A 20,885-nucleotide genomic window follows, 5' to 3' on the forward strand; every position below is an offset into this window, starting at 1 on the left:
GCTGAAAACCTCCACTGGAGCTTTTCACTCGTCAGATTTGCTCTTAACGCCCTCGTATCTTGGTGTAATTGAACACGGGCTAAGAGCTGTATACAAAAGAAAAAACAGTCTAAAAAAGACTGTGACCCCAAAAAATAAATGTATTTCTTAGCGGTAGCTATCTGGCTCCTCCCTGCATTTCATTTGTGATGAGCCTAGCTATCCTCGCAGGGGTCTCACTACGAAGCGTTCCGCTTCTGTTCGGCCGCCTATTTTTGCTTTGAGTTTTTTACGGGCTTTGTATTCTGCTGTATTTCTATGGTATAATAAAATTAGTGTTTAGGTGGGCGTGGGTGGCCTCTGGAAAGGAAATTTGCTAAATTGGATTATACATTTTTACTATTTGATCTTGACCATACCTTGCTAGATTTTGCAACAGGAGAAGAGCAGGCTTTAAATCAATTTTTGACAGTTATGGGAGTTGAGGATAGGACAGCTTTTAAGACCTATTATAAACCCATGAATCAGGCTATGTGGAAAGAGTTGGAACAGGGAAACATCAGCAAGACTCATCTCATCAACACGCGCTTTGCGCGTGCCTTTGCACATTTTGGACGTGAGGTAGATGGACAAAAAATGGCTCTGCTTTATCAAGAGTACATCAGCCAGCAGGGGCAAACCTTTGATGGTGCGGTCGACCTGTTGCAGCAATTACTAGAGCTGGGTTATGAGTTGTATGGAGCGACCAATGGTGTGACCTACATTCAGGAAAAACGGATGGCTTGTTCATCAATTCAATCCTTTTTCAAGGAAATCTTTATTTCAGAGCAGATGGGAACGAAAAAACCAGAGCCTCTCTTTTATGAAAAAATAGCGAAACGGATTCCAGGTTTTACGAAAGAGCGGGCTCTAATGATTGGTGATAGTTTGACAGCGGATGTTCAAGGGGGCAATAATGCGGGAATTGATACTGTTTGGTACAACCCAGCCTCTCTAAAAAATCAGACCAGTGCCCAGCCAACCTATGAGGTGAAAAACTACCAAGAATTGCTCGCCTTATTGAAGAGAAAGAAATAACAGGAGAGAAAAATGGAAGACAGGTCTTTGCACAAAATTCGCATCTTTGAACATTTTGAGATGTGATCCTTTGAAAAAGGTCGTGTTGTAGTAACGACCGAGGTGGTCGAAAAATCCTTGAACTGTTGTAATCAGATTGGTGGTTTGGTGGTGATTTCGACAGGATATGATGCAGTGACCCTCCAATCTAGTATAGCCGTTTCGTTTATTTTGAGTACTAGGCAACGAGTCGCAGGTAGTACTGGAGTACAGCAAGACGAGTGAACGAAGTAATAAAAACTAAATGATTATATCAACTATCTTGCATCAGGTAAGCCAGGGGATACCCTTGTCATTGACGGCAGATGTGTTCATGACGGACGTACGACCAAGGTGGTTGATGTGACTGTAACCAATCAGAAGCAGGAAGAAATTGTCAAAGCAACTTTCACCATGTTTGTCACCGGTAGGTATGACAAAGCCTTGCAGGATAGCGATAGAAAGTAGGTATTACATGAACAGAGTGTCTATTGTATGCTCAACAAAAATAAAAAATGGACGAGGAAAGGTCTTTGAGGAGCGAACTGGACCTTATCGAGAAAAATTGACAAGGTATAGTAGGAATATTCAAAAGGTATTGGTTAGCCTCTCCCTATTCGTTCTTGTAGCCTGTGTATCCTCTAAGGAAGAAAAGGAGGTCAAGCAATCTTCTTCGACCAGTATAGTGGCTTTTAGCACTCGTACAAGGTCACAAGTTGAAGAAACGAGCCCCTCTAGTCACTTCACACAAGAAACTCCAAAATCTGCTTCAGCGTTTACTAAGGCGAGCTTCAACGGTTCATACTATAGTGTACAGGGGAAATATGGTGAGATTATTATTGTTAATAAGAAACATCCCCTCTCAAGCGATTATGTTCCAGGTGAGGTTCCTGAAGCAGTGTCTGCCTTTCATGAGATAGTAACCAAGATGCAGTCCTTGGGCTATGCTGTTTCAACGACGAATTACAGCGGTTTTCGCTCCTATGAAACACAGGCAGATCTTTACCAATCCTATGTCGCAAAAGATGGAAAAGACAATGCAGATCGCTACTCAGCAAGAGCAGGATACAGCGAACACCAGACAGGATTAGCTTACGATGTGCTCGATAGTAGTGGAGCACTTCTAACCGAACCAGGTGCGACTCAATGGCTGGCTGAAAACGCCCATTCTTACGGTTTCATTGTCCGCTATCTACCGGGGAAAGAGGATAGCACAGGTTACATGCCAGAATCCTGGCATATCCGCTATATTGGTGAGGAAGCGAGCGATATTTACCAATCTGGTCAAACCCTAGAAGAATACTTTGATCTTCCAGGTGGCGGGTATGAGGATTAAATCGTAATATGCATGATGACAAAACTCTACAGCTTCCAATCAATTTTATGGAGAATCGTCACTTCCTTGACTTGGAAGCAAATTGAACAGATAGGTAGAACAGTAAAAAAGTCACTATCAACATGTCCTGCCTTGGAGCGATGAATTAAAACGAGTGGGTGACTTTCTTAACAAAAAAGTAGGCTAGTTCTACTTTTTTTGTTACAATACATTTAATGAATGATTTGATAAGACACAAACTAGAATTACTTCCAGATAGCCCAGGGTGTTATCTGCACAAGAACCAGTACGGTAAGATCATCTACGTTGGAAAGGCGAAAAATCTACGCAATCGCGTTCGTTCTTATTTTCGTGGGAGCCATGATACCAAGACAACGGCCTTAGTATCAGAAATTGCTGATTTTGAGTTTATCGTGACCGAGTCTAACATTGAAGCCCTGTTGTTAGAAATCAACCTGATTCAGGAAAATAAGCCGCGCTATAATATCATGCTCAAAGACGACAAGTCTTATCCCTTTATCAAGATTAGCAATGAGCGACATCCACGGCTGGTCATTACTCGTCAGGTTCTTAAGGATGGTGGACAATATTTTGGCCCCTATCCTGATGTAGGTGCTGCTAATCAGACCTTGAAACTTCTGGAGCGCCTCTATCCATTTCGGAAATGCAAGTTGCCAGAAAACAAATATTGTCTGTATTACCACTTAGGGCAATGTCTGGCGCATGGTGAACAGATGCCAAGTCGCAAGGAGTATGCCCAAATGGCAACAGAAGTTAGCCAATTTTTGACGGGGCATGATGACAAGATTGTCCACCAGCTACAGGAAAAAATGCAGGCAGCTGCTAGCAATTTAGAATTTGAAAAGGCTGCTGAATACCGCGACCTCTTGCAGTCTATTTCAACTCTTCGCGTCAAGCAAAGGGTCATGGCCAAGGACTTGCAGGATCGAGATGTATTTGGTTACCATGTCGAAAAAGGTTGGATGTGTGTACAGGTGTTTTTCGTTCGTCAAGGCAAGTTGATTGAGCGCAATGTCAATCTGTTTCCTTATTATAATGAAGCAGAAGAGGATTTCTTGACCTATCTGGGACAGTTTTATCGCAACCAACAGCATTTAATTCCCAAAGAAGTCTTCATTCCGCAGGATATTGACGAGGAAGCGGTGAAGAGTTTGGTAGATGCTAAAATTGTCAAACCCCAGCGAGGTGAGAAAAAACAGCTCTTGCAGCTTGCAACCAGGAATGCGCGTGTCAGTTTGCAGCAGAAATTTCATTTGCTAGAGAAAAATCTGGAAAAGACACAAGGAGCAGTTGAAAATATTGGTCAGCTATTAGGAATTCCGACTCCCGTTCGTATTGAGGCTTTCGATAATTCTAACATCATGGGGACTAGCCCTGTATCGGCGATGGTCGTCTTTGAAAACGGTGTTCCAAATAAAAAAGAGTACCGCAAATATAAAATCAAGACAGTAGAAGGACCAGATGATTACGCCTCAATGAGAGAAGTGTTGCATCGTCGCTATAGCCGCGTTCAGAAAGAGGGGCTAACTCCGCCAGATTTGCTTATCGTTGACGGTGGTCAAGGGCAGATTAATGTTGCAAAAGAAGTGATTGAAGAGCTTGGGATGAGCATTCCCATTGCAGGGTTACAAAAAAATGACAGGCACCAAACCCACGATTTGCTCTTTGGTAATCCTTTACAGGTAGTTCCGCTCTCGCGCAATTCGCAGGAATTCTTCCTCTTGCAACGGATTCAAGACGAAGTGCACCGCTTTGCAATTACCTTCCACCGCCAAGTGCGGTCTAAAAATTCTTTCTCTTCTAAACTGGATGGGATTGAGGGGCTCGGACCGAAACGCAAACAGGTGCTGTTGAAGCATTTCAAATCCTTGCCTAAAATCCAAGAAGCGAGCTTGCAAGAGATTGCAGAAGCAGGGATACCTTATAAAGTTGCTCAGACTGTGAAAGAAAAACTAAATGAGTCAGATCAGCATTGAAAAATTCCCCAATTCATGATAGAATAAGGGGTAAAATTGAAAGAATAGTCATAAAAAGGAGAGGTCATGGCATTTGGAGAAGAACAACACAAGAAAAATACATTCGAGAAAATAACGCTTATCGTTGTAGTTGTGATGGTTTTGGCGACCCTAGCTGGATTGATTTTGCCAGCCATTAGTGCCATTATGTAATCAGCGGGGCTGGGAGGATTCCTCTAGCCCCTCTTTTATGACGTGAATGAATAGGAAGAAATAGGTAAGAAGATGAGTATGTTTTTAGATACAGCTAAGATTAAGGTCAAGGCTGGTAAGGGTGGAGACGGTATGGTAGCGTTTCGTCGTGAGAAGTACGTGCCCAATGGTGGACCGTGGGGAGGAGACGGAGGCCGCGGTGGAGATGTAGTTTTTGTCGTAGATGAGGGCTTGCGTACTCTTATGGATTTTCGCTATAATCGCCAATTTAAGGCAGCTTCTGGTGAGAAAGGTATGACCAAGGGCATGCACGGTCGTGGAGCAGAAAATTTAGTTGTCCGTGTACCGCAGGGAACAACTATCCGCGATGCAGAAACAGGCAAGCTCATTACTGACTTGGTTGAGCATGGCCAAGAATTTATCGTGGCTCATGGTGGTCGTGGTGGTCGTGGGAATATCCGTTTTGCGACACCGAAAAATCCTGCACCTGAAATTTCGGAAAACGGTGAGCCTGGTGAAGAACGTCATCTCGAATTGGAATTAAAAGTCTTGGCAGATGTGGGCTTGGTTGGTTTTCCCTCCGTTGGAAAATCAACCTTGCTCAGTGTGATTACCGCAGCGAAACCGAAAATTGGTGCTTACCACTTTACAACCATTGTTCCAAATCTTGGAATGGTTCGTACCAAATCAGGGGAATCTTTTGCAGTCGCAGATTTACCGGGATTGATTGAGGGAGCTAGCCAAGGCGTGGGACTTGGAACCCAGTTTCTTCGCCACATCGAACGGACACGGGTAATCCTACACGTGCTTGATATGTCTGCCAGCGAAGGGCGGGATCCTTATGAAGACTACCTTGCTATCAATCATGAGCTTGAAACCTACAATCTTCGTTTGATGGAACGTCCGCAGATTATTGTAGCTAATAAAATGGATATGCCAGGTGCAGAAGAAAATCTTCGTGAATTTAAGAAAAAGTTAGCGACTAGCTACGATGAATTTGATGAACTACCACAAATCTTCCCTATTTCTGGACTAGCGCACCAAGGTCTGGAAAATCTGCTAGAAGCGACTGCTGACTTGCTTGATAAGACACCAGAATTCCTCTTGTACGATGAATCAGACTTTGAAGTCGAAGAAGCTTACTATGGCTTTAATCCAGATAAGCCAGACTTTGACATTCATCGTGCAGACGATGCTAGCTGGATTTTATCTGGCGAAAAATTAGAAAAACTCTTTACGATGACCAACTTTGATCGTGACGAATCTGTTATGAAATTCGCTCGCCAATTACGTGGCATGGGTGTGGATGAAGCCCTACGTACCCGTGGCGCCAAAGATGGGGACATCGTCCGCATCGGTACATTTGAATTTGAATTTGTGGATTGACATTGAAAGCATATCAAGTCAAGGACTGTAGCCGCTATGGCGTCCTGCTTAGTAACGTGTCTAGCTTGTCCAGTCCAGCACCATGTTACTTCGACCAGTCAGTGGTATCGCCTGTCTGGTCTGTGTGTCGTCACCAACGCTTGTGATTGTTGTTGAAGCGGTGATGATTTTTTCCACGATACCAGATGACCAACTTCACTAATACTATTGACTGGATAGAGGATCGGCTGTAAGGGATAGCGACTATGGAATAGAGATGTAAATAGGTAGAGGAGTATTGTCATCTAAAGAAAATAGGAGGTTTTAGTATGGGAGATAAACCGATATCGTATAGGGACAAGGACGGGAACTTTGTTTCAGCGGCTGATATTTGGAATGCTGAAAAACTAGAGGAACTCTTTAATAAACTCAATCCAAATCGTAAGTTTCGCTTGGAGCGTGAAAAATTGCAACAGCAAACCGAAGAATAAACAAGAGGGGGTTCCTATAGGTGTCACGTTGTATCACCTTTTGGAGCATTTAGTCCAAGGTTAGGCAGATTTTGATGTTTATAGAGATTAAATACAGTCTTTTAGTTTGCTTTTAGTAGTAGGAAGCTGCAGGCTGTACTCAGTACTACCTGCGACTCATTGCCTAGTACTAAAAATCGGCTATAAAAGCTATACTAAATGACGGTTTTAGACAGAAGAATAAAGACCACGCAAAGCGCGGTCTTTATTCTTTTTTCTCACTAGATGTTGAACTAGTCGTTGGTGCCTCTTCGCCTGTGCTTGAGTTTGGGATTGCTTCATGCAGGGTGCGATAGGTTGGTGCTTGGAACAGGTCACGGGTTGATGTATCATTGTTTTGACTATAGAGACTTGTTGACTTGTCTCCTAATTCTTTCTCAATAGTCAGCTGTGCCTTGAGAGAGTCGATATAGGAGAAGTCCTTGGTTCTTACAGTCGGTAGACCATTATCTAGGAAGCGAAGAAGGTCACCAGTCTGGATAGCATCACTAGCAGCCAGTTGGTTTTTGACACGTGTACGAATGTCTTCGACTTTTTTGAGCGTGCCCTCATCGGGATTGGTAATTTCTTCTCCTGTTGGGGTATTGTAGAGTTTGCCAGCATAGCTGGTGTACTCTGGAGTAATGAAGTTACCTGGGGTACGAAGTGCGACAATCTGCTGGTTCTCTTTTGATAAGAGGTCTTGACCGACCTGGAGGTATTTTTTAGAATCAATCCCCAGGAGATGCTCTAAGGTAGGTAGGGCATCAATTTCCCCACCGAAAGTATCAATGATTCGTCCCTTGTTCATTCCAGGAACAACAATCATATAGGGAACCCGTTGGAGCATAGCATTGTCATAGTCTGACCAAGTTTCAGGATTAGCACCGAGTAAGGGGGCAAGGCTAGGATTGCGGGAATTAGAGATTCCATAGTGGTCTCCGTAAAGGACAATGATAGATTTTTCATATAGACCAGTAGCTTTCAAATAATCAAAGAAAGCCTTGATAGAAGCATCTAAGTAATTAGCAGTAGCAAAGTAGCCGTTGATTGTTTCATCCTTGGTATCGGCTAGTGGAAATCCCATTTCATCACCTGTGAGGCTTGTAGTATAGGGATAATGGTTTGAAACAGTAATAAACTTGGTGTAAAAAGGCTGTTGTAGGTGTTCGAAGTATTGGATTGAATCGGCCAGCATGACCTTGTCATTTAAGCCATATTCAAAGGAATTTTCTGCAGTAGTTTCTGTGAAATAGGATTTATCAAAAAAGTAATTGTATCCCCACTGTTTATAGGTGTTGTTCCGATTCCAGAAACCAGCAGCATTTCCGTGAAAAACAGCTGATATATAGCCTGCTTCTTGAGCGAGGATATGGGGTGCTGCTTGCTGAGTGTTACTACCCCCATACTGTACCATGAAAGATCCTTGATTGAGCCCAAAGAGGGAGGTTTCAATCATGGTCTCTGCATCGGACGTTTTACCAGCTTTTACTTGGTTGAAGAAGTTAGAAAAGGCAAAGGTGGAATTGGAGTGATAGAGAGAGTTTAGAAAAGGTGTCACTTCATAGTCTTTTCCGTCGACATTTAGCTTATAATCAATGATAAACTGCTGTAAACTTTCCAAATGCAGATAGATGACATTTCGCCCTTTTGCCATACCAAAGTATTCATTATTGGGCTGGGCGTAGTGTTCTTGGACATATTGCTCGACAGGAGCTAGGTCCCCTGCTGATGCCTCAGACCGATCCTTGTGGACGTTATAGGTTTGGTAGGCGTTATAGCCTAGGAAAGAGGGGAGCCCCAAAGCACGGACGATATAAGTGTTTGAAAAGCCGCGTGACAATAGTTCAGGACGGTCAATTTCTGCAAGGAAGAGATTGATGGAAAAGAGCAAGCAAGAAAGAGCCGTGACTGCAAAGCTAGACCGCTTATTAAAGGGATGTGAATCGACAGGGATTTTTTTCTTGAAATAGAAATAGATTGCTCCAATAAAATCTAAGAAATAGATTAAATCCCAGATTCTCAGAGCTTTAACGGTTGTTTGTAATAAACCAGCTGCGACGCTTGAACTGGCCATCATGGTGGAAATCGAGATGTAATCAGAAAATTCTCTAAAGTAGAGGGTATTTGAAAAGAGCCATAAAAATAACAAGAAGTAGAGAAATCCTGCGATTCGATAAAACCACTTGGTCGATTTGATGTAGAGGGCAAGACCGATAAAGAGGAGACCAACAGGAAGTGGATTGATAAAGAGAATAAAATTCTGATAAAAACCTTTGGTATCTAAATTAAAGTCAATGAGGTAAGCCCATAGTGTCTTCACCCAGTAGAGCATGACCAAAATGAGAATAAAGCCAATTCTAGAACGTAAGATTTTTGATAACAGGTAACGATTTTTGTTCACAAGAAGCTTCCTTTCTAGTAATTGTATACTTCAAAAAATCTTAGTCCATTATATCATATTTTTAAAATATTCTTTCATTAGAGAAGTTTTTTGAGATATACTGCGAAATTTGTTATAATTAAGTTATGAAAGAATTGACAGTAAGTCCCATTGTAGAACGAAAAATGAAGCAAGGAATCCATGTCCTTGACGCACGTGATTTTCCTCAGCTTGGACTAGCCAACACCTTGGTCCAACTGGTGAGTCAACATGGAAGTTTTTTAGGACAAGCCTATCTTTCTTCCCAGAATAAGGGGATTGGTTGGTTGATTTCCAGAGAAAAAGTACCCGTCAATCAAGCTTTTTTCCAACACTTATTTGGTACAGCCAGAGCGAAACGTCGTGCTTTTGAAGCGTCTGATACAACGACGGCCTATCGTTTATTTAATCAAGATGGTGATGGCTTTGGCGGTATTACCATTGACCGCTATAATGATTATGCGGTCTTTTCATGGTATAATGAATATGTTTACTCCAAGAAAGAGGAGATGATTCGTGCTTTTCGGACTATTTATCCAGATATTCAAGGAGCTTATGAAAAAATTCGCTTTAAGGGAGCAGGCTATGAATCTGCCCATCTCTATGGTGAGGAGGCACCTGCCACATTCACTGTTCGTGAAAATGGCGTTGCCTATCAGGTTTTTTTAAATGTGGGCTTGATGACAGGGATTTTTCTAGACCAGCACGAGGTTAGAGGATCCTTAGTCGATGGGCTCGCAGCTGGGAAAACTCTCCTGAATATGTTTTCGTATACAGCGGCTTTCTCGGTAGCTGCTGCCATGGGTGGAGCTAGTCAGACAACTTCTGTCGACTTGGCGAAACGTTCAAAAGAATTATCAGAAGCGCATTTTAAAGTGAATGCCCTTGCTGTTGACAACCACCGTTTTCTTGTGATGGATGTCTTTGAGTATTTTAAATATGCCAAACGAAAAGGGCTTTCATATGATATCATTGTTCTTGATCCGCCGAGTTTTGCGCGCAATAAAAAGCAGACGTTTTCAGTAGCCAAGGATTATCATCGACTGATTGCCCAATCGCTTGATATTCTGAATGCAGAAGGGATTCTGATTGCGTCTACCAATGCATCAAATGTTTCTCTTGAAGCATTTAAAAAAGAAATTGAAAAGGGATTCGGTGGCTGTAAGCACCGCTATCTTGAGACCTATCGCCTTCCGAGTGATTTTGTGTCCAACCAAAAAGATGAAAGTAGTAATTACCTCAAGGTCTTTACAATACAGGTAAAAAAATGAAAATAGTAGTACCAGTCATGCCTCGTAGTCTCGAGGATGTTGCCAATATCGATTTAGATAGATTAGCAGGGGTCGATTTGATTGAGTGGCGAGCTGATTTTCTTCCAAAGGAAGAAATTTTAACGGTTGCGCCAGCTGTGTTTGAAAAGTTTGTTGGTCGTGAAGTGATCTTTACCTTGAGGACAAGCCGTGAAGGTGGCCATATTGATTTGACAAATGAAGAATATATTTATTTATTAAAGGAAATCGCCAACCTCTACCAGCCTGAATTTATCGATTTTGAATATTATTCACATAAGGAAGTGTTTGATCAAATGTTGGAGTTTCCAAATCTGGTTTTAAGCTACCATAATTTCGAAAAAACACCTGAAAATTATATGGAAATCATGTCGGAATTAACCAGCCTATCTCCTGCTGTAGTCAAGATGGCTGTAATGGCAGAGAGCGAGTAAGATGTTTTGAATGTCATGAATTACACGCGTGGATTCAAAACGCTCAATGCAGAGCAGTCCTATGCGACTATCTCCATGGGAGCTTTGGGGAAATTATCCCGTGTCGCAGGGGGGCTAACAGGTTCTTGTTGGACCTTTGCAAGTCTCGATGAGGCGAGTGCACCGGGTCAAATGTCTCTAGCCAATGTGCAGAAAATCTTAGCTGTATTGGAGGAATAGATGCGTTATTTAACAGCAGGTGAGTCTCACGGACCGCGTTTAACAGCAATTATCGAAGGTCTACCAGCGGGATTAGGTCTCACAGTGGCAGATATTGATCGCGACTTGAAACGCCGTCAAGGTGGGTACGGTCGTGGTGCTAGAATGCAGATTGAAACAGACCAAGTTGCTATCACATCTGGTGTACGTCATGGTAAGACCACAGGGGCTCCAATGACGCTTCATGTGCTAAATAAGGATCATCAAAAATGGTTGGATATTATGGCGGTTGAAGACATTGACGATAGTCTCAAGAGCAAGCGGAGAATCAAGCATCCTCGACCAGGTCATGCTGACTTGGTCGGAGGAATCAAATATCGTTTTGATGATTTGCGTAATTCCTTGGAGCGTTCAAGTGCGAGGGAAACCACGATGAGGGTGGCAGTGGGTGCTGTTGCCAAGCGCTTGTTGGAGGAGTTAAATATCAAACTTGCCAATCATGTAGTTGTCTTTGGCGGCAAAGAAATCGATATCCCTGAGGGGTTGACAGTGGAAGAAATTCAGCTACGAGCCAGCCAATCAGAGGTATCGATTGTCAATCCAGAACGTGAGAAAGAAATCAAAGACTACATTGATCAAGTAAAACGAAATGGAGATACCATCGGTGGTGTTGTTGAGACCATTGTCGGCGGTGTTCCAGTAGGTCTAGGGTCTTATGTTCAATGGGATCGCAAACTGGATGCCAAGCTCGCCCAAGCAGTTGTGTCCATCAATGCCTTTAAGGGAGTAGAATTTGGTCTAGGATTTCAGGCAGGCTACTGTAAAGGTAGCCAGGTCATGGATGAAATCATCTGGTCCAAAGAGACAGGATACCGTAGAGCAAGCAATCATCTCGGCGGCTTTGAGGGCGGTATGACGAATGGTGAGCCGATTGTGGTCCGCGGGGTAATGAAGCCGATTCCAACCCTCTACAAACCCTTAATGTCTGTTGATATTGATACTCATGAACCTTACAAGGCAACTGTAGAACGGTCGGATCCAACGGCACTACCTGCGGCAGGAGTTGTTATGGAAGCGGTCGTAGCAACAGTTCTTGCAATTGAAATTCTGGAGAAATTCCCAGCGGACAATATGGAGGAACTCAAAGAAGCAGTGGAGCAACACCGACTATTTGTAAAAGAATTTTAAGAGATGACAAGACCTCTTTTACAATTTTGGGCTTACTGCTGGGGATTTCAGTCGTCACCATCCATAGCCACGAGGATTATCGGGCGGATAGTGATAGCATTGTATGTTTATCTTTTATTACTTCGTTACCTCGCTTTGCCGTACTCTAGTACAGCCTGCAGCTCGTTGCCTAGTACTAAAAGTAAACTAAAAAACTATACAAATTACGTTTAAAAATAAAGAAGATTTGGTGCCTGCTGAGGGAATGTTTCGTATGCAGACTAGCTACCAGGTTTTCATAGATTAGGAGATTATTATGGCACAAAATATCTACGATATTGCAAACGAATTGGAACGCAGTATTCGTCAATTACCGGAATACAAGGCAGTTGAAGCAATGAAAGCTTCGCTTGATTCAGATAAAGATGCAAAAGAATTGTTGGAAAGCTACCTTTCTTTCCAACATGAGGTTCAAGAACAGTTGCAGGCGGGTCAAATGCCGGGTCTTGACTTGCAGGAGCGCTTGGAGGACTTTAATAAAAAAATCCAGGGCAATCCTCTCTTGACAGAATACTTCAGCAAGCAACAGCAACTTTCAGTTTATATCGCAGATTTAGAGAAAATCATTTTTAAACCTTTAAAGGAATTAATATAAGAAAAATGGAGAGGTCAATAATGTCATGATGTCATAGACCTCTTTTTAGGATAGATAGGGCAGAGTGTTGGTGTTGAAAATAGAGGAGAGAGGACTGGACAATCCTCTTCCTCCTCCACCTCTGTCTGGCTTTTACATATGAGATTGGATACTTGTGTTTCCACTTCCAAGAGGAGCATTTTTAAGATTTTAGGCATCAAAGTGGAGCGAGGGTGCAATCGCTCGTTTTCTGTTGAGGGATGTAAGAGAAGATGAGGGATGTTCCACTAGCTTAGCAAGTACCAAAATAGAAAGTATGATGTTTCTTCCATATCGTTTGTTGCAATGTTCAAAAAAATTGAAAAAATCTGAAAATTTACGTATAAAAATTCTTGACAATTGGATAAAAATATTTTATTATTTTAATAACCTAAAAGAAATAAGAACAGGAGAACTACGATATGTTATTGAGTTGTCAACTAACATCAACCAATCATACATATTTCTACAGCTATTTTAGATAGTGTTTGTAGACATGGTTAACATGGATACAAACACGGGAACGTTACGTTTGTATCTATGTGGCTGTGGTAGTTTTGACGATGCCTACATAGATGATACATCTAGATGGCATGTCAAGTCAGTCTGTTTTCATTTTACAGTTTGAATTGAGGGACCGTTTAGATGTAGCTAAAACGGTCCTGTTTTTATAGTCCTGGTCTTTCTATTTACGATGTATCGTCTAGTTTATAGTCCTTTTATTTATCTTTTATTGCTTCGTTCACTCGCTTTACCGTATTCTGGTATAGACAGTTGCTCGTTGTTTAGCACTAAAGCAAAGGAAAAGATGATAGGGTAAAAACTTGTATTCGTTCCAGCTTGAACTTTCCACGCTAGTCGTTCCTTGATAGCATACAGCTTGATGGGCGAAAAAGGATCCTTGAATGGAAGTCGTGAGTCGTGAATACAGGTTCCAAAGTAGGGAGGGGACGCCTAACTTACTGGAGGTCAGAAATAGAAGAGGCTTCGTTCATTTTCCTAAGGTTATCCTTTTTAGCACCTGCTAGGGAGACGATTTATTGTTACTATTTTATTTATAAAGGAGATTTCGATTATGGGGTTTAAACAGTTTTTTACAGGTTCAGTAGCCGTTCTTTCAACACTAGCACTCGTTGCTTGTAGCTCAGGCGACAAATCAGCATCATCAGATGATGAAAATGTGAAAATAGGAATTATCCAGTACGCAGAACACGATGCCCTATCATCAGCTCGTAAAGGTTTCCTAGAAGCTCTGGATAAGGCTGGATACACGGAAGGGAAAAATCTGGTTGTTGATTACCAAAATGCTCAAGGGGATCAGGCAAACCTGCAGACAATGGTTGAGCAATTAGCCGGAAAAAATGATGTAAACTTTGCCATTGCCACACCTGCTGCTCAGGCTTTATTGAGTGCTGACAATGAAACTGCCTCTCTCTTTACAGCGGTATCTGATCCAGTTGCTGCAGGTTTGGTGGATTCATTGAAAAGACCAGGAGGAAATATGACCGGAACAACAGATTCGACAGATGTTGCTGGTCAGATTGAAAAATTATTAAAAGTTGTGCCAACAGCGAAAACCATCGGTATTTTCCATAACTCAAGTGAGATAAATTCAGAAGTCCAAGCTAAGGAAGCAAAGAAGTTGCTAGAAGAAAAGGGCTTAAAGGTCGTTGTTAAAACCGTTACATCTACTAATGATGTTCAACAAGCTATTACTTCATTAGCAGGACAGGTGGATGCAATCTATCTTCCACTAGACAATACGGTTGCTTCAACTGCTTCTACCATTGGAGATGTCTTATTGAAAGCCAAAGTTCCAGCCATAGGAAGTGATGAAGCAGTCTTAGAAGCTACACTCTTTACATACGGAGTAGATTTTCATGCTATTGGTATGCAGGCTGGTGAGTTAGCGGTGAGCATCTTAAAAGGTGAGAAACCAGCAGATTTAGCAGTGAAAACACCTGAAACAGCAGCTATTGCAGTCAATGAAGAAATGGCCAAAGCAGTTGGGATTGATCCAGAAATGATTAAAGAATTAGAACAATAATGTAGGAGAAAATATATGAATAAAATCGGAAAATATTTGCTAAATGTGTCTATCATCGGTCTTAGTGCCCTTACTCTTGTAGCTTGTTCCTCTTCAGATAGTAAGAAAAATAGCAGTGATACAGTAAAAGTAGGTATTTTACAGTACATGGAGCATGACTCTTTATCCGCTGCTCGTAAAGGATTTGAGACTGAGTTGGCAGAAAATGGTTATAAGGAGGGTGAAAAAATCATCCTTGACTACCAAAATGCTCAAGGAGAACAAGCTAATCTCCAAACGATTTCAGAGCAATTAGTCGGAAATAATGATATTATCTTAGCCATTGCCACACCTGCTGCTCAAAGTTTAGCGACTATTTCAACCGATACACCGATTCTTTTCACGGCAGTAACAGATCCATTGTCTGCTGACTTGGTCAGCTCTATCAAGGAGCCAGGTGGCATGTTGACAGGAACGAGCGATCAAGCGCCAATCGATAAGCAGATTGACTTGTTAGGGCAGGCTGTGCCCAATGCGAAAACAGTTGGCATCTTGTATACAACTAGCGAACGAAACTCAGAAGTTCAAGTAGAAGAAGCAAAACCCTTGCTTGAAAAAGCAGGTTATAAAGTAATAGTGAAAGGTATTTCTAATACGAATGAAGTACAAGATGCAGCAACCAGTTTGATGAAATCGGTCGATGCGGTTTTCATTCCAACAGATAATACCGTTGCGTCAACCATGACCATGATTGGTGAACTGTCCGTTCAGTACAAGGTACCAGTTGTCGGCGGGTCGACAGATATGGTCGATGAGGGAGGCTTATTGACCTATGGTACAAATTACGAAGCTTTAGGTCGTCAGACAGCTAAGATGGCGATTAGGATTATAGAGGGAGCAGATCCAGCCCAAACGGCAGTCGAATCCCCAGCAACCGTTGACCTACATGTCAATGAAGAAATAGCTAAAAAACTAGGAATTGATACATCTAAACTATCCGTATCAAACTGAGCTAGTCACATTAAATGAAATTATCAAGCAAGGGAGTAGGATAAAAGAAACTGACTCCCCTATCAAAGGAGAACATCGTGGATCTTATATTATCAAGTATATCGCAGGGACTATTGTGGTCTATCATGGCGATTGGAGTTTATTTAACATTTCGTATTTTAGATATTGCTGATTTGACAGCAGAGGGGGCTTATCCTATGGGAGCAGCAATTTGTGCCACAGGGATTGTCAATGGCATGAATCCTCTACTTGCCACCCTGCTCGCTTTCATGGGAGGCATGTTTGCGGGTCTTATTTCAGGCTTGCTCCATACAAAGATGAAAATTCCGGCGCTGCTGACAGGGATTGTCACTTTGACGGGCTTGTACTCTATTAACTTGAAAATTCTTGGTAAGGCCAATGTAGCGCTCTTACGCCAGCAAACCCTAGTGACCCAGTTGCAGAAAATGGGCTTGACCAAAACCTATGCAGTTCTGCTAATCGGTGTGATTTTCGTCGTGCTTGTGATTGCCTTGTTGACCCTATTACTAAATACCCAGATTGGCCTAGCTCTTCGTTCAACAGGGGATAATATCCCGATGAGTGAGGCGAATGGAATCAATGTTAATAAGATGAAGATTTATGGTTATATGTTGTCCAATGGCTTGATTGCGCTTTGTGGCGCTCTCTTGACACAGAACAATGGCTATGCAGATTTGAATTCTGGGACAGGAACTATTGTTATCGGTCTTGCTTCTGTTATCATCGCAGAAGTCATCTTGCGCAATCTTCGTATTGGTTGGCGTCTGTGCTCTGTCGTTTTAGGTGCTGTTATCTATCGATTGATCATCCTAGCAATCCTTGAGATTCCTGGTATGGATGCAGATTTGGTGAAATTATTCTCTGCGACCCTGCTTGCCCTTGTACTCTTTGTACCAGAATTGCAGAAAAAATTGCAGATTCGCAGGCCAAATGTATCAGAAAAATCAGCTTAGGAGGGATTAGAAAATGACAACAATTTTATCAATTCAAGAGATTCATAAGACCTTCGAAGCAGGTACGATTAATGAAAACCATGTATTGAGAGGTATGAATTTAGATGTTCAAGAAGGAGATTTTATCTCTATCATTGGAGGAAATGGTGCGGGTAAATCAACCTTGATGAACAGTTTAGCTGGTACTTTAACCGTGGATTCGGGAGATATTTTCCTAGAAGGAAAGTCGATTAAGAATGTTCCAGCAGCAAAGCGGGCACGTGAAATCAGCCGTGTTTTCCAAGATCCCAAAATGGGGACAGCCTCTCGCTTGACCATTGAAGAAAATATGGCAGTTGCCTATCGCCGAGGTCTTTCTCGGGGTCTGAGCTGGGGAGTGAAAGACAGCGAGCGCAAGATTTTCAAAGAAGCTTTGAAAGAATTAGGCTTAGGACTTGAAAATAGGATGAAGGTGGATACGCAATTCTTATCAGGTGGACAGCGCCAGGCTTTGACCTTACTCATGGCTTCACTAGTCAAACCGAAAGTCTTGCTATTGGACGAGCATACAGCTGCCCTTGATCCAAAGACCAGCGATATGGTGATGAAGCTCACTAAAAAAATCGTTGAGAAAGATAAGTTGACGGCTCTGATGATTACTCACAATATGGAAAATGCGATTGAATATGGAAATCGCCTCATCATGCTTCATCAAGGTCGCATTATCGTTGATGTACGCGCTGAAGAAAAAGCTAATTTGACTGTCCAAAATCTCATGGATCTCTTCCAAAAAAACAGCGGACAAACATTAACAGACGATGAGATGATGTTGTAAAGGGCTTGTTGAAATCTATTAACTATTACTTTTTCCGCTAGTGATGTATCAGCTACATCATAAATAAGAGTCTAGATTCAATAGAAGTTGTGATAAAAGTGTCACAACTTCTATCTATATCGCTCCTTGTGAATAGTATTACAATAGCATGCCTACAACAATAGCGCACGTTTGCAAGTGATGAGATGTGTATAGTTAAAGGTAGACTATAAAAGCAGAAGCCTCAATGAGAAGACCTATTGGTGTTTCTACTTACAATCATTATCATTTAAAAAGTAGGAGAATTTGTCTTTATATAGCCGTTTCGTTTATTTTTAGTACTAGGCAAGGAGTCGCAGGTAGTTGAAATAGTTGATAACTATTTCAAGTGACAGATAAGAAAAGTGTAACTTTTCTCAATGGTACAGCAAGACGAGTTAACGAAGTACTAAAAATATAAACTAAATGACTATATAGTCTTTTGGTTCGCTTTTAGTACTAGGCAAGGAGCTGCAGGCTGTACGAGAGTACGGCAAAGTGAGCGAAGTCATAAAAGATAAACGAAATGACTATCATACTGATTTGAACGGAAAGAGGTAGTAGGATTTCCATGTATAAAAATAAATATATACCGACCATTAGTAGTTTGTATGTGAACTACATTTTTCAAGGGATAGCGACCATTATTGTGTCGCAAAATATGTCTATCTTACGTGAAAACTGGGGAGCAAGTATCAGTCAGATTACGCTCGTCATCAGTGCGATTGGACTCGGACGCATTTTAAGCATCAATGCTGCTGGAGTGATTTCTGATGGGCTAGGACGTAGACGTGCAGTACTGTTTGGGATTGTGTCCTATATCATTTTCTTCCTCGGTCTGCTCCTTGCTTCGAATTACATTGTAGCCTTTATCATCTCGATTTTTGCTGGATTTGGGAATGCTTTTTTGGATACTAGCACCTATCCAGTTGTTATTGAAGCCTTTGAAAACCGCAATAATAATAGTGCTTTGAGTGTCTTAAACAAGGCCTTTATCTCTATGGGACAATTTCTGTTTCCAATCATTACAAGCTTCATTTTAAGAAATGGTCATTATTTCGGTTGGACCTTTATCGTGTCAGCAATTTGCTTGCTCTTAAATTTAGTGGTTTCTCTTAAAGTCCCCTTTCCAGCGGTCGAGAAAAAGCCAGAAGTTAAGGTGCAAGCTGCTAGTGTTGAAGCTCATTGTACAGTTTGTCATAAACAGTCAAATGTTAAAGTAGAACTCGTTGCCTTACTGGTCTTTTCTTTCGTGTCTGTTTCTCTCTTTAATACCTATATCACTTGGATTCCCTCCTTTGCCCAGCAGGCGATTGGAATGGCAGAATCAGATAGCCTAGTTTTGGTGAGTGCTTATAGTATCTTCTCTTTTATTTCCGTTTTTTTCACATCTTTCATTGTTCATCGTGGAATCAATGTCCCCATGTTCATGAACTGTTGTACCACGTTGACAGGACTTGCCCTTTGGTTAATGATCGTCATGCCCAATCTTTATACGGTCATGCTTTCAACCTTTATAGTCGGCTTTTTTGCAGCAGGAGGTATCTGGCAGTTAGGTCTTGCAATCTTGCTCGAATTTTTCCCATTCAAGCGGGGCTTGATTACGAGTTACTATTCGCTGGCAACCTCTATTGCAGTTATGGGAATCCCTTATTTGACAGGGATTTTAGCAGAACACCATTTAAATAATGTTTTCATCTTGATTATTGGTTTAGCCTTTCTAGGCTCCGTCTGTTTAGTTATTGTACAGAAGCGTTATAGCCGTTTCGTTTATTTTTAGTACTAGGCAAGGAGTCGCAGGTAGTTGAAATAGTTGATAACTATTTCAAGTGACAGATAAGAAAAGTGTAACTTTTCTCAATGGTACAGCAAGATGAGTGAACGAAGTACTAAAAATATAAACTAAATGACTATAGCAAACAAATTTTCACACAGAATAGAAAGAGGTGCTTGCATGCCAGAACGTTTGTCAGGACACACCTTATTAGTTAGCTTACTTGCTACTCCAATCCGTCACAGTCTTTCTCCTAAAATGCACAATGAGGCTTATGCCAAATTGGGTCTAGACTATGCTTACTTAGCTTTTGAAGTGGGAAAGGAAGAATTAGCAGATGCTGTGCAAGGTATTCGTGCCTTAGGTATTCGTGGATCAAATATTTCCATGCCCAATAAACAGGCTATCATTCCCTACTTGGACGAATTATCACCGACAGCAGAGTTGGTCGGAGCGGTCAATACAGTTGTCAATAAAGATGGCAAAGGGCACTTGGTTGGTCACTGTACAGATGGTACAGGAGCAGTTCGTGCATTAGCAGCAGAGGGTGTTGGTGTTAAAGACCAAATCATCACCTTGGCAGGTGCTGGTGGAGCTGGGACAGCAATTGCTATTCAGCTAGGGCTTGACGGTGCAAAAGAAGTCCGTATCTTCAATATCAAGGACCACCACTATGAGCATGCTGAAAAAACAGTTGAGAAATTAAACACTCGTACTGAAACAAGAGCAAGCTTGCAGGATTTGAAAGAAACAGAGGCCCTCTATCACTCCATTGCAGAAAGCTCCATCTTTATCAATGCGACTGGTGTAGGTATGAAGCCCTTGGAAGGTCAAAAATTGATTCATGATCCAGCTGTCATTCGTCCAGACTTGGTCGTTTTTGATGTCATCTACAGCCCTGCAGAAACAGAACTGCTTCGCTTTGCTAAAGAACACGGCGCTAAAAAAGCTATCAACGGTATCGGTATGATGATGTATCAAGGAGCAGAGGCCTTTAAACTCCATACAGGAAGAGATATGCCGGTTGATGATATCCGTCAACTCTTCTTTGGAGATGAGGTGCAGTAATCGCCCATACTTGCTCGTGACATGAGCTGCTCAAAAGGTAAAAAACAATGATTGTAAGGATTTAGTTCTATCTTGGACAGGATTAAGTTCTTTTCATTTTTTGCTTTGCTTTACAGCGATGATGCCAGTCACGGGTTAAGGCTTGATTTTACATTGCGAAACTCATAGTCGTTTAGCTTTCATTTAGTAGGTTCTTCCCTTATCTTTCCCAACCTAGTTGTGTCTGCGATTTGTTGCTTATTCCTGAATCAAAACGGAAAGGCTATCATATCAATACCTCGGTGAAGATGATACAGTCATTTCGTTTATCTTTTATTACTTCGTTCACTCGCTTTGCCGCACTCTCCAGTACAGCCTGCAACTTGTTTCCTAGTACTAAAAATAAACTAAAAGGTCAGTATCCTCTTCCTCTGTCGTTCGCTCATCTTGCGGAAAATCCCTTCTACAGTTGCTTCCATTTCTGAGTTTCTTGTTCATTATCATTTCGTTTCCATTACCATGTGACAGCCTTTGATAGTGTCGAACAAAGAGAGTCCAAAATGAC

The 20,885-nt window shown here is 41.8% G+C and carries 16 protein-coding genes and 2 pseudogenes; 17 read left to right on the forward strand and 1 reads right to left on the reverse strand.

The genetic code is table 11. From position 1 onward, the window contains the following. The first annotated feature begins 360 nt into the window (after window positions 1–360). The 7 genes and pseudogenes from E4T79_RS02995 (at window position 361) to E4T79_RS03025 (ending at window position 6,455) form a co-directional block, all read left to right on the forward strand. A complete protein-coding gene (locus E4T79_RS02995) occupies window positions 361–1,056 on the forward strand; it encodes a YjjG family noncanonical pyrimidine nucleotidase (protein WP_135027543.1) in 696 nt (231 codons plus the stop codon). 12 nt (window positions 1,057–1,068) lie between these two features. Beyond that, window positions 1,069–1,542, forward strand: a pseudogene (locus E4T79_RS03000) (hotdog domain-containing protein). A 7-nt stretch (window positions 1,543–1,549) separates the two neighbouring features. After that, complete coding sequence (gene ldcB, locus E4T79_RS03005; protein ID WP_135027546.1) at window positions 1,550–2,410, forward strand: LD-carboxypeptidase LdcB/DacB; 861 nt, start codon at window positions 1,550–1,552, stop codon at window positions 2,408–2,410. Between the two features lie 215 nt (window positions 2,411–2,625). After that, complete coding sequence (gene uvrC, locus E4T79_RS03010; RefSeq protein WP_135027549.1) at window positions 2,626–4,407, forward strand: excinuclease ABC subunit UvrC; 1,782 nt, start codon at window positions 2,626–2,628, stop codon at window positions 4,405–4,407. Window positions 4,408–4,473: 66 nt separating this feature from the next. Beyond that, window positions 4,474–4,599 carry a DUF4044 domain-containing protein gene (locus tag E4T79_RS03015; RefSeq protein WP_075104770.1) on the forward strand — a complete coding sequence of 42 codons (126 nt, stop codon included), beginning with the start codon at window positions 4,474–4,476 and terminating at the stop codon, window positions 4,597–4,599. A gap of 72 nt (window positions 4,600–4,671) precedes the next feature. After that, window positions 4,672–5,985, forward strand: a complete 1,314-nt coding sequence (gene obgE, locus E4T79_RS03020) for a GTPase ObgE (protein ID WP_135027552.1) — start codon at window positions 4,672–4,674, stop codon at window positions 5,983–5,985. A 308-nt stretch (window positions 5,986–6,293) separates the two neighbouring features. Then, complete coding sequence (locus E4T79_RS03025) at window positions 6,294–6,455, forward strand: hypothetical protein (RefSeq protein WP_135027556.1); 162 nt, start codon at window positions 6,294–6,296, stop codon at window positions 6,453–6,455. 244 nt (window positions 6,456–6,699) lie between these two features. Here E4T79_RS03025 and E4T79_RS03030 read toward each other — a convergent pair whose 3' ends face one another. Then, complete coding sequence (locus E4T79_RS03030; protein ID WP_280643153.1) at window positions 6,700–8,877, reverse strand: LTA synthase family protein; 2,178 nt, start codon at window positions 8,875–8,877, stop codon at window positions 6,700–6,702. A gap of 125 nt (window positions 8,878–9,002) precedes the next feature. On the opposite strand from E4T79_RS03030, the gene E4T79_RS03035 reads away from it, so the two are divergent. The 10 genes and pseudogenes from E4T79_RS03035 (at window position 9,003) to E4T79_RS03080 (ending at window position 20,341) form a co-directional block, all read left to right on the forward strand. Beyond that, complete coding sequence (locus E4T79_RS03035) at window positions 9,003–10,166, forward strand: class I SAM-dependent rRNA methyltransferase (RefSeq protein ID WP_135027559.1); 1,164 nt, start codon at window positions 9,003–9,005, stop codon at window positions 10,164–10,166. Then, window positions 10,163–10,837, forward strand: a pseudogene (aroD, locus tag E4T79_RS03040) (type I 3-dehydroquinate dehydratase). Before E4T79_RS03035 ends, aroD begins: the two are co-directional and overlap by 4 nt. After that, window positions 10,838–12,004, forward strand: coding sequence for a chorismate synthase (gene aroC, locus E4T79_RS03045; RefSeq protein WP_135027562.1), 1,167 nt, complete (start codon window positions 10,838–10,840; stop codon window positions 12,002–12,004). A 295-nt stretch (window positions 12,005–12,299) separates the two neighbouring features. Continuing rightward, window positions 12,300–12,638: a YlbF/YmcA family competence regulator gene (locus E4T79_RS03050; RefSeq protein WP_135027565.1), complete on the forward strand. Its 339-nt coding sequence runs from the start codon at window positions 12,300–12,302 to the stop codon at window positions 12,636–12,638. Between the two features lie 1,093 nt (window positions 12,639–13,731). Next, window positions 13,732–14,703, forward strand: coding sequence for an ABC transporter substrate-binding protein (locus E4T79_RS03055; protein WP_135027568.1), 972 nt, complete (start codon window positions 13,732–13,734; stop codon window positions 14,701–14,703). Window positions 14,704–14,718: 15 nt separating this feature from the next. Then, complete coding sequence (locus E4T79_RS03060; RefSeq protein ID WP_135027571.1) at window positions 14,719–15,693, forward strand: ABC transporter substrate-binding protein; 975 nt, start codon at window positions 14,719–14,721, stop codon at window positions 15,691–15,693. Window positions 15,694–15,770: 77 nt separating this feature from the next. After that, window positions 15,771–16,667 carry an ABC transporter permease gene (locus tag E4T79_RS03065; protein ID WP_135027574.1) on the forward strand — a complete coding sequence of 299 codons (897 nt, stop codon included), beginning with the start codon at window positions 15,771–15,773 and terminating at the stop codon, window positions 16,665–16,667. Window positions 16,668–16,680: 13 nt separating this feature from the next. Next, entirely contained in the window at window positions 16,681–17,481 is an 801-nt protein-coding gene (locus E4T79_RS03070) for an ABC transporter ATP-binding protein (RefSeq protein ID WP_135027577.1), read from the forward strand. 589 nt (window positions 17,482–18,070) lie between these two features. Then, window positions 18,071–19,279, forward strand: coding sequence for an MFS transporter (locus E4T79_RS03075; protein WP_135027580.1), 1,209 nt, complete (start codon window positions 18,071–18,073; stop codon window positions 19,277–19,279). A gap of 174 nt (window positions 19,280–19,453) precedes the next feature. Next, a complete protein-coding gene (locus tag E4T79_RS03080; protein WP_135027584.1) occupies window positions 19,454–20,341 on the forward strand; it encodes a shikimate dehydrogenase in 888 nt (295 codons plus the stop codon). The last annotated feature ends 544 nt before the right edge of the window (window positions 20,342–20,885 follow it).

This window comes from Streptococcus sp. LYSM12, from assembly GCF_004569635.1.
GTDB lineage: Bacteria > Bacillota > Bacilli > Lactobacillales > Streptococcaceae > Streptococcus.

Excerpts from the sequence above, each read along its gene's own strand:
- ldcB (WP_135027546.1), top strand. The coding sequence starts at position 1,550 with ATGAACAGAGTGTCTATTGTATGCTCAACAAAAATAAAAAATGGACGA.
- E4T79_RS03050 (WP_135027565.1), top strand. The coding sequence starts at position 12,300 with ATGGCACAAAATATCTACGATATTGCAAACGAATTGGAACGCAGTATT.
- E4T79_RS03060 (WP_135027571.1), top strand. The coding sequence starts at position 14,719 with ATGAATAAAATCGGAAAATATTTGCTAAATGTGTCTATCATCGGTCTT.
- aroC (WP_135027562.1), top strand. The coding sequence starts at position 10,838 with ATGCGTTATTTAACAGCAGGTGAGTCTCACGGACCGCGTTTAACAGCA.
- E4T79_RS03015 (WP_075104770.1), top strand. The coding sequence starts at position 4,474 with ATGGCATTTGGAGAAGAACAACACAAGAAAAATACATTCGAGAAAATA.
- E4T79_RS03080 (WP_135027584.1), top strand. The coding sequence starts at position 19,454 with ATGCCAGAACGTTTGTCAGGACACACCTTATTAGTTAGCTTACTTGCT.
- uvrC (WP_135027549.1), top strand. The coding sequence starts at position 2,626 with ATGAATGATTTGATAAGACACAAACTAGAATTACTTCCAGATAGCCCA.
- E4T79_RS03075 (WP_135027580.1), top strand. The coding sequence starts at position 18,071 with ATGTATAAAAATAAATATATACCGACCATTAGTAGTTTGTATGTGAAC.
- E4T79_RS03055 (WP_135027568.1), top strand. The coding sequence starts at position 13,732 with ATGGGGTTTAAACAGTTTTTTACAGGTTCAGTAGCCGTTCTTTCAACA.
- E4T79_RS03035 (WP_135027559.1), top strand. The coding sequence starts at position 9,003 with ATGAAAGAATTGACAGTAAGTCCCATTGTAGAACGAAAAATGAAGCAA.
- E4T79_RS03025 (WP_135027556.1), top strand. The coding sequence starts at position 6,294 with ATGGGAGATAAACCGATATCGTATAGGGACAAGGACGGGAACTTTGTT.
- obgE (WP_135027552.1), top strand. The coding sequence starts at position 4,672 with ATGAGTATGTTTTTAGATACAGCTAAGATTAAGGTCAAGGCTGGTAAG.
- E4T79_RS03070 (WP_135027577.1), top strand. The coding sequence starts at position 16,681 with ATGACAACAATTTTATCAATTCAAGAGATTCATAAGACCTTCGAAGCA.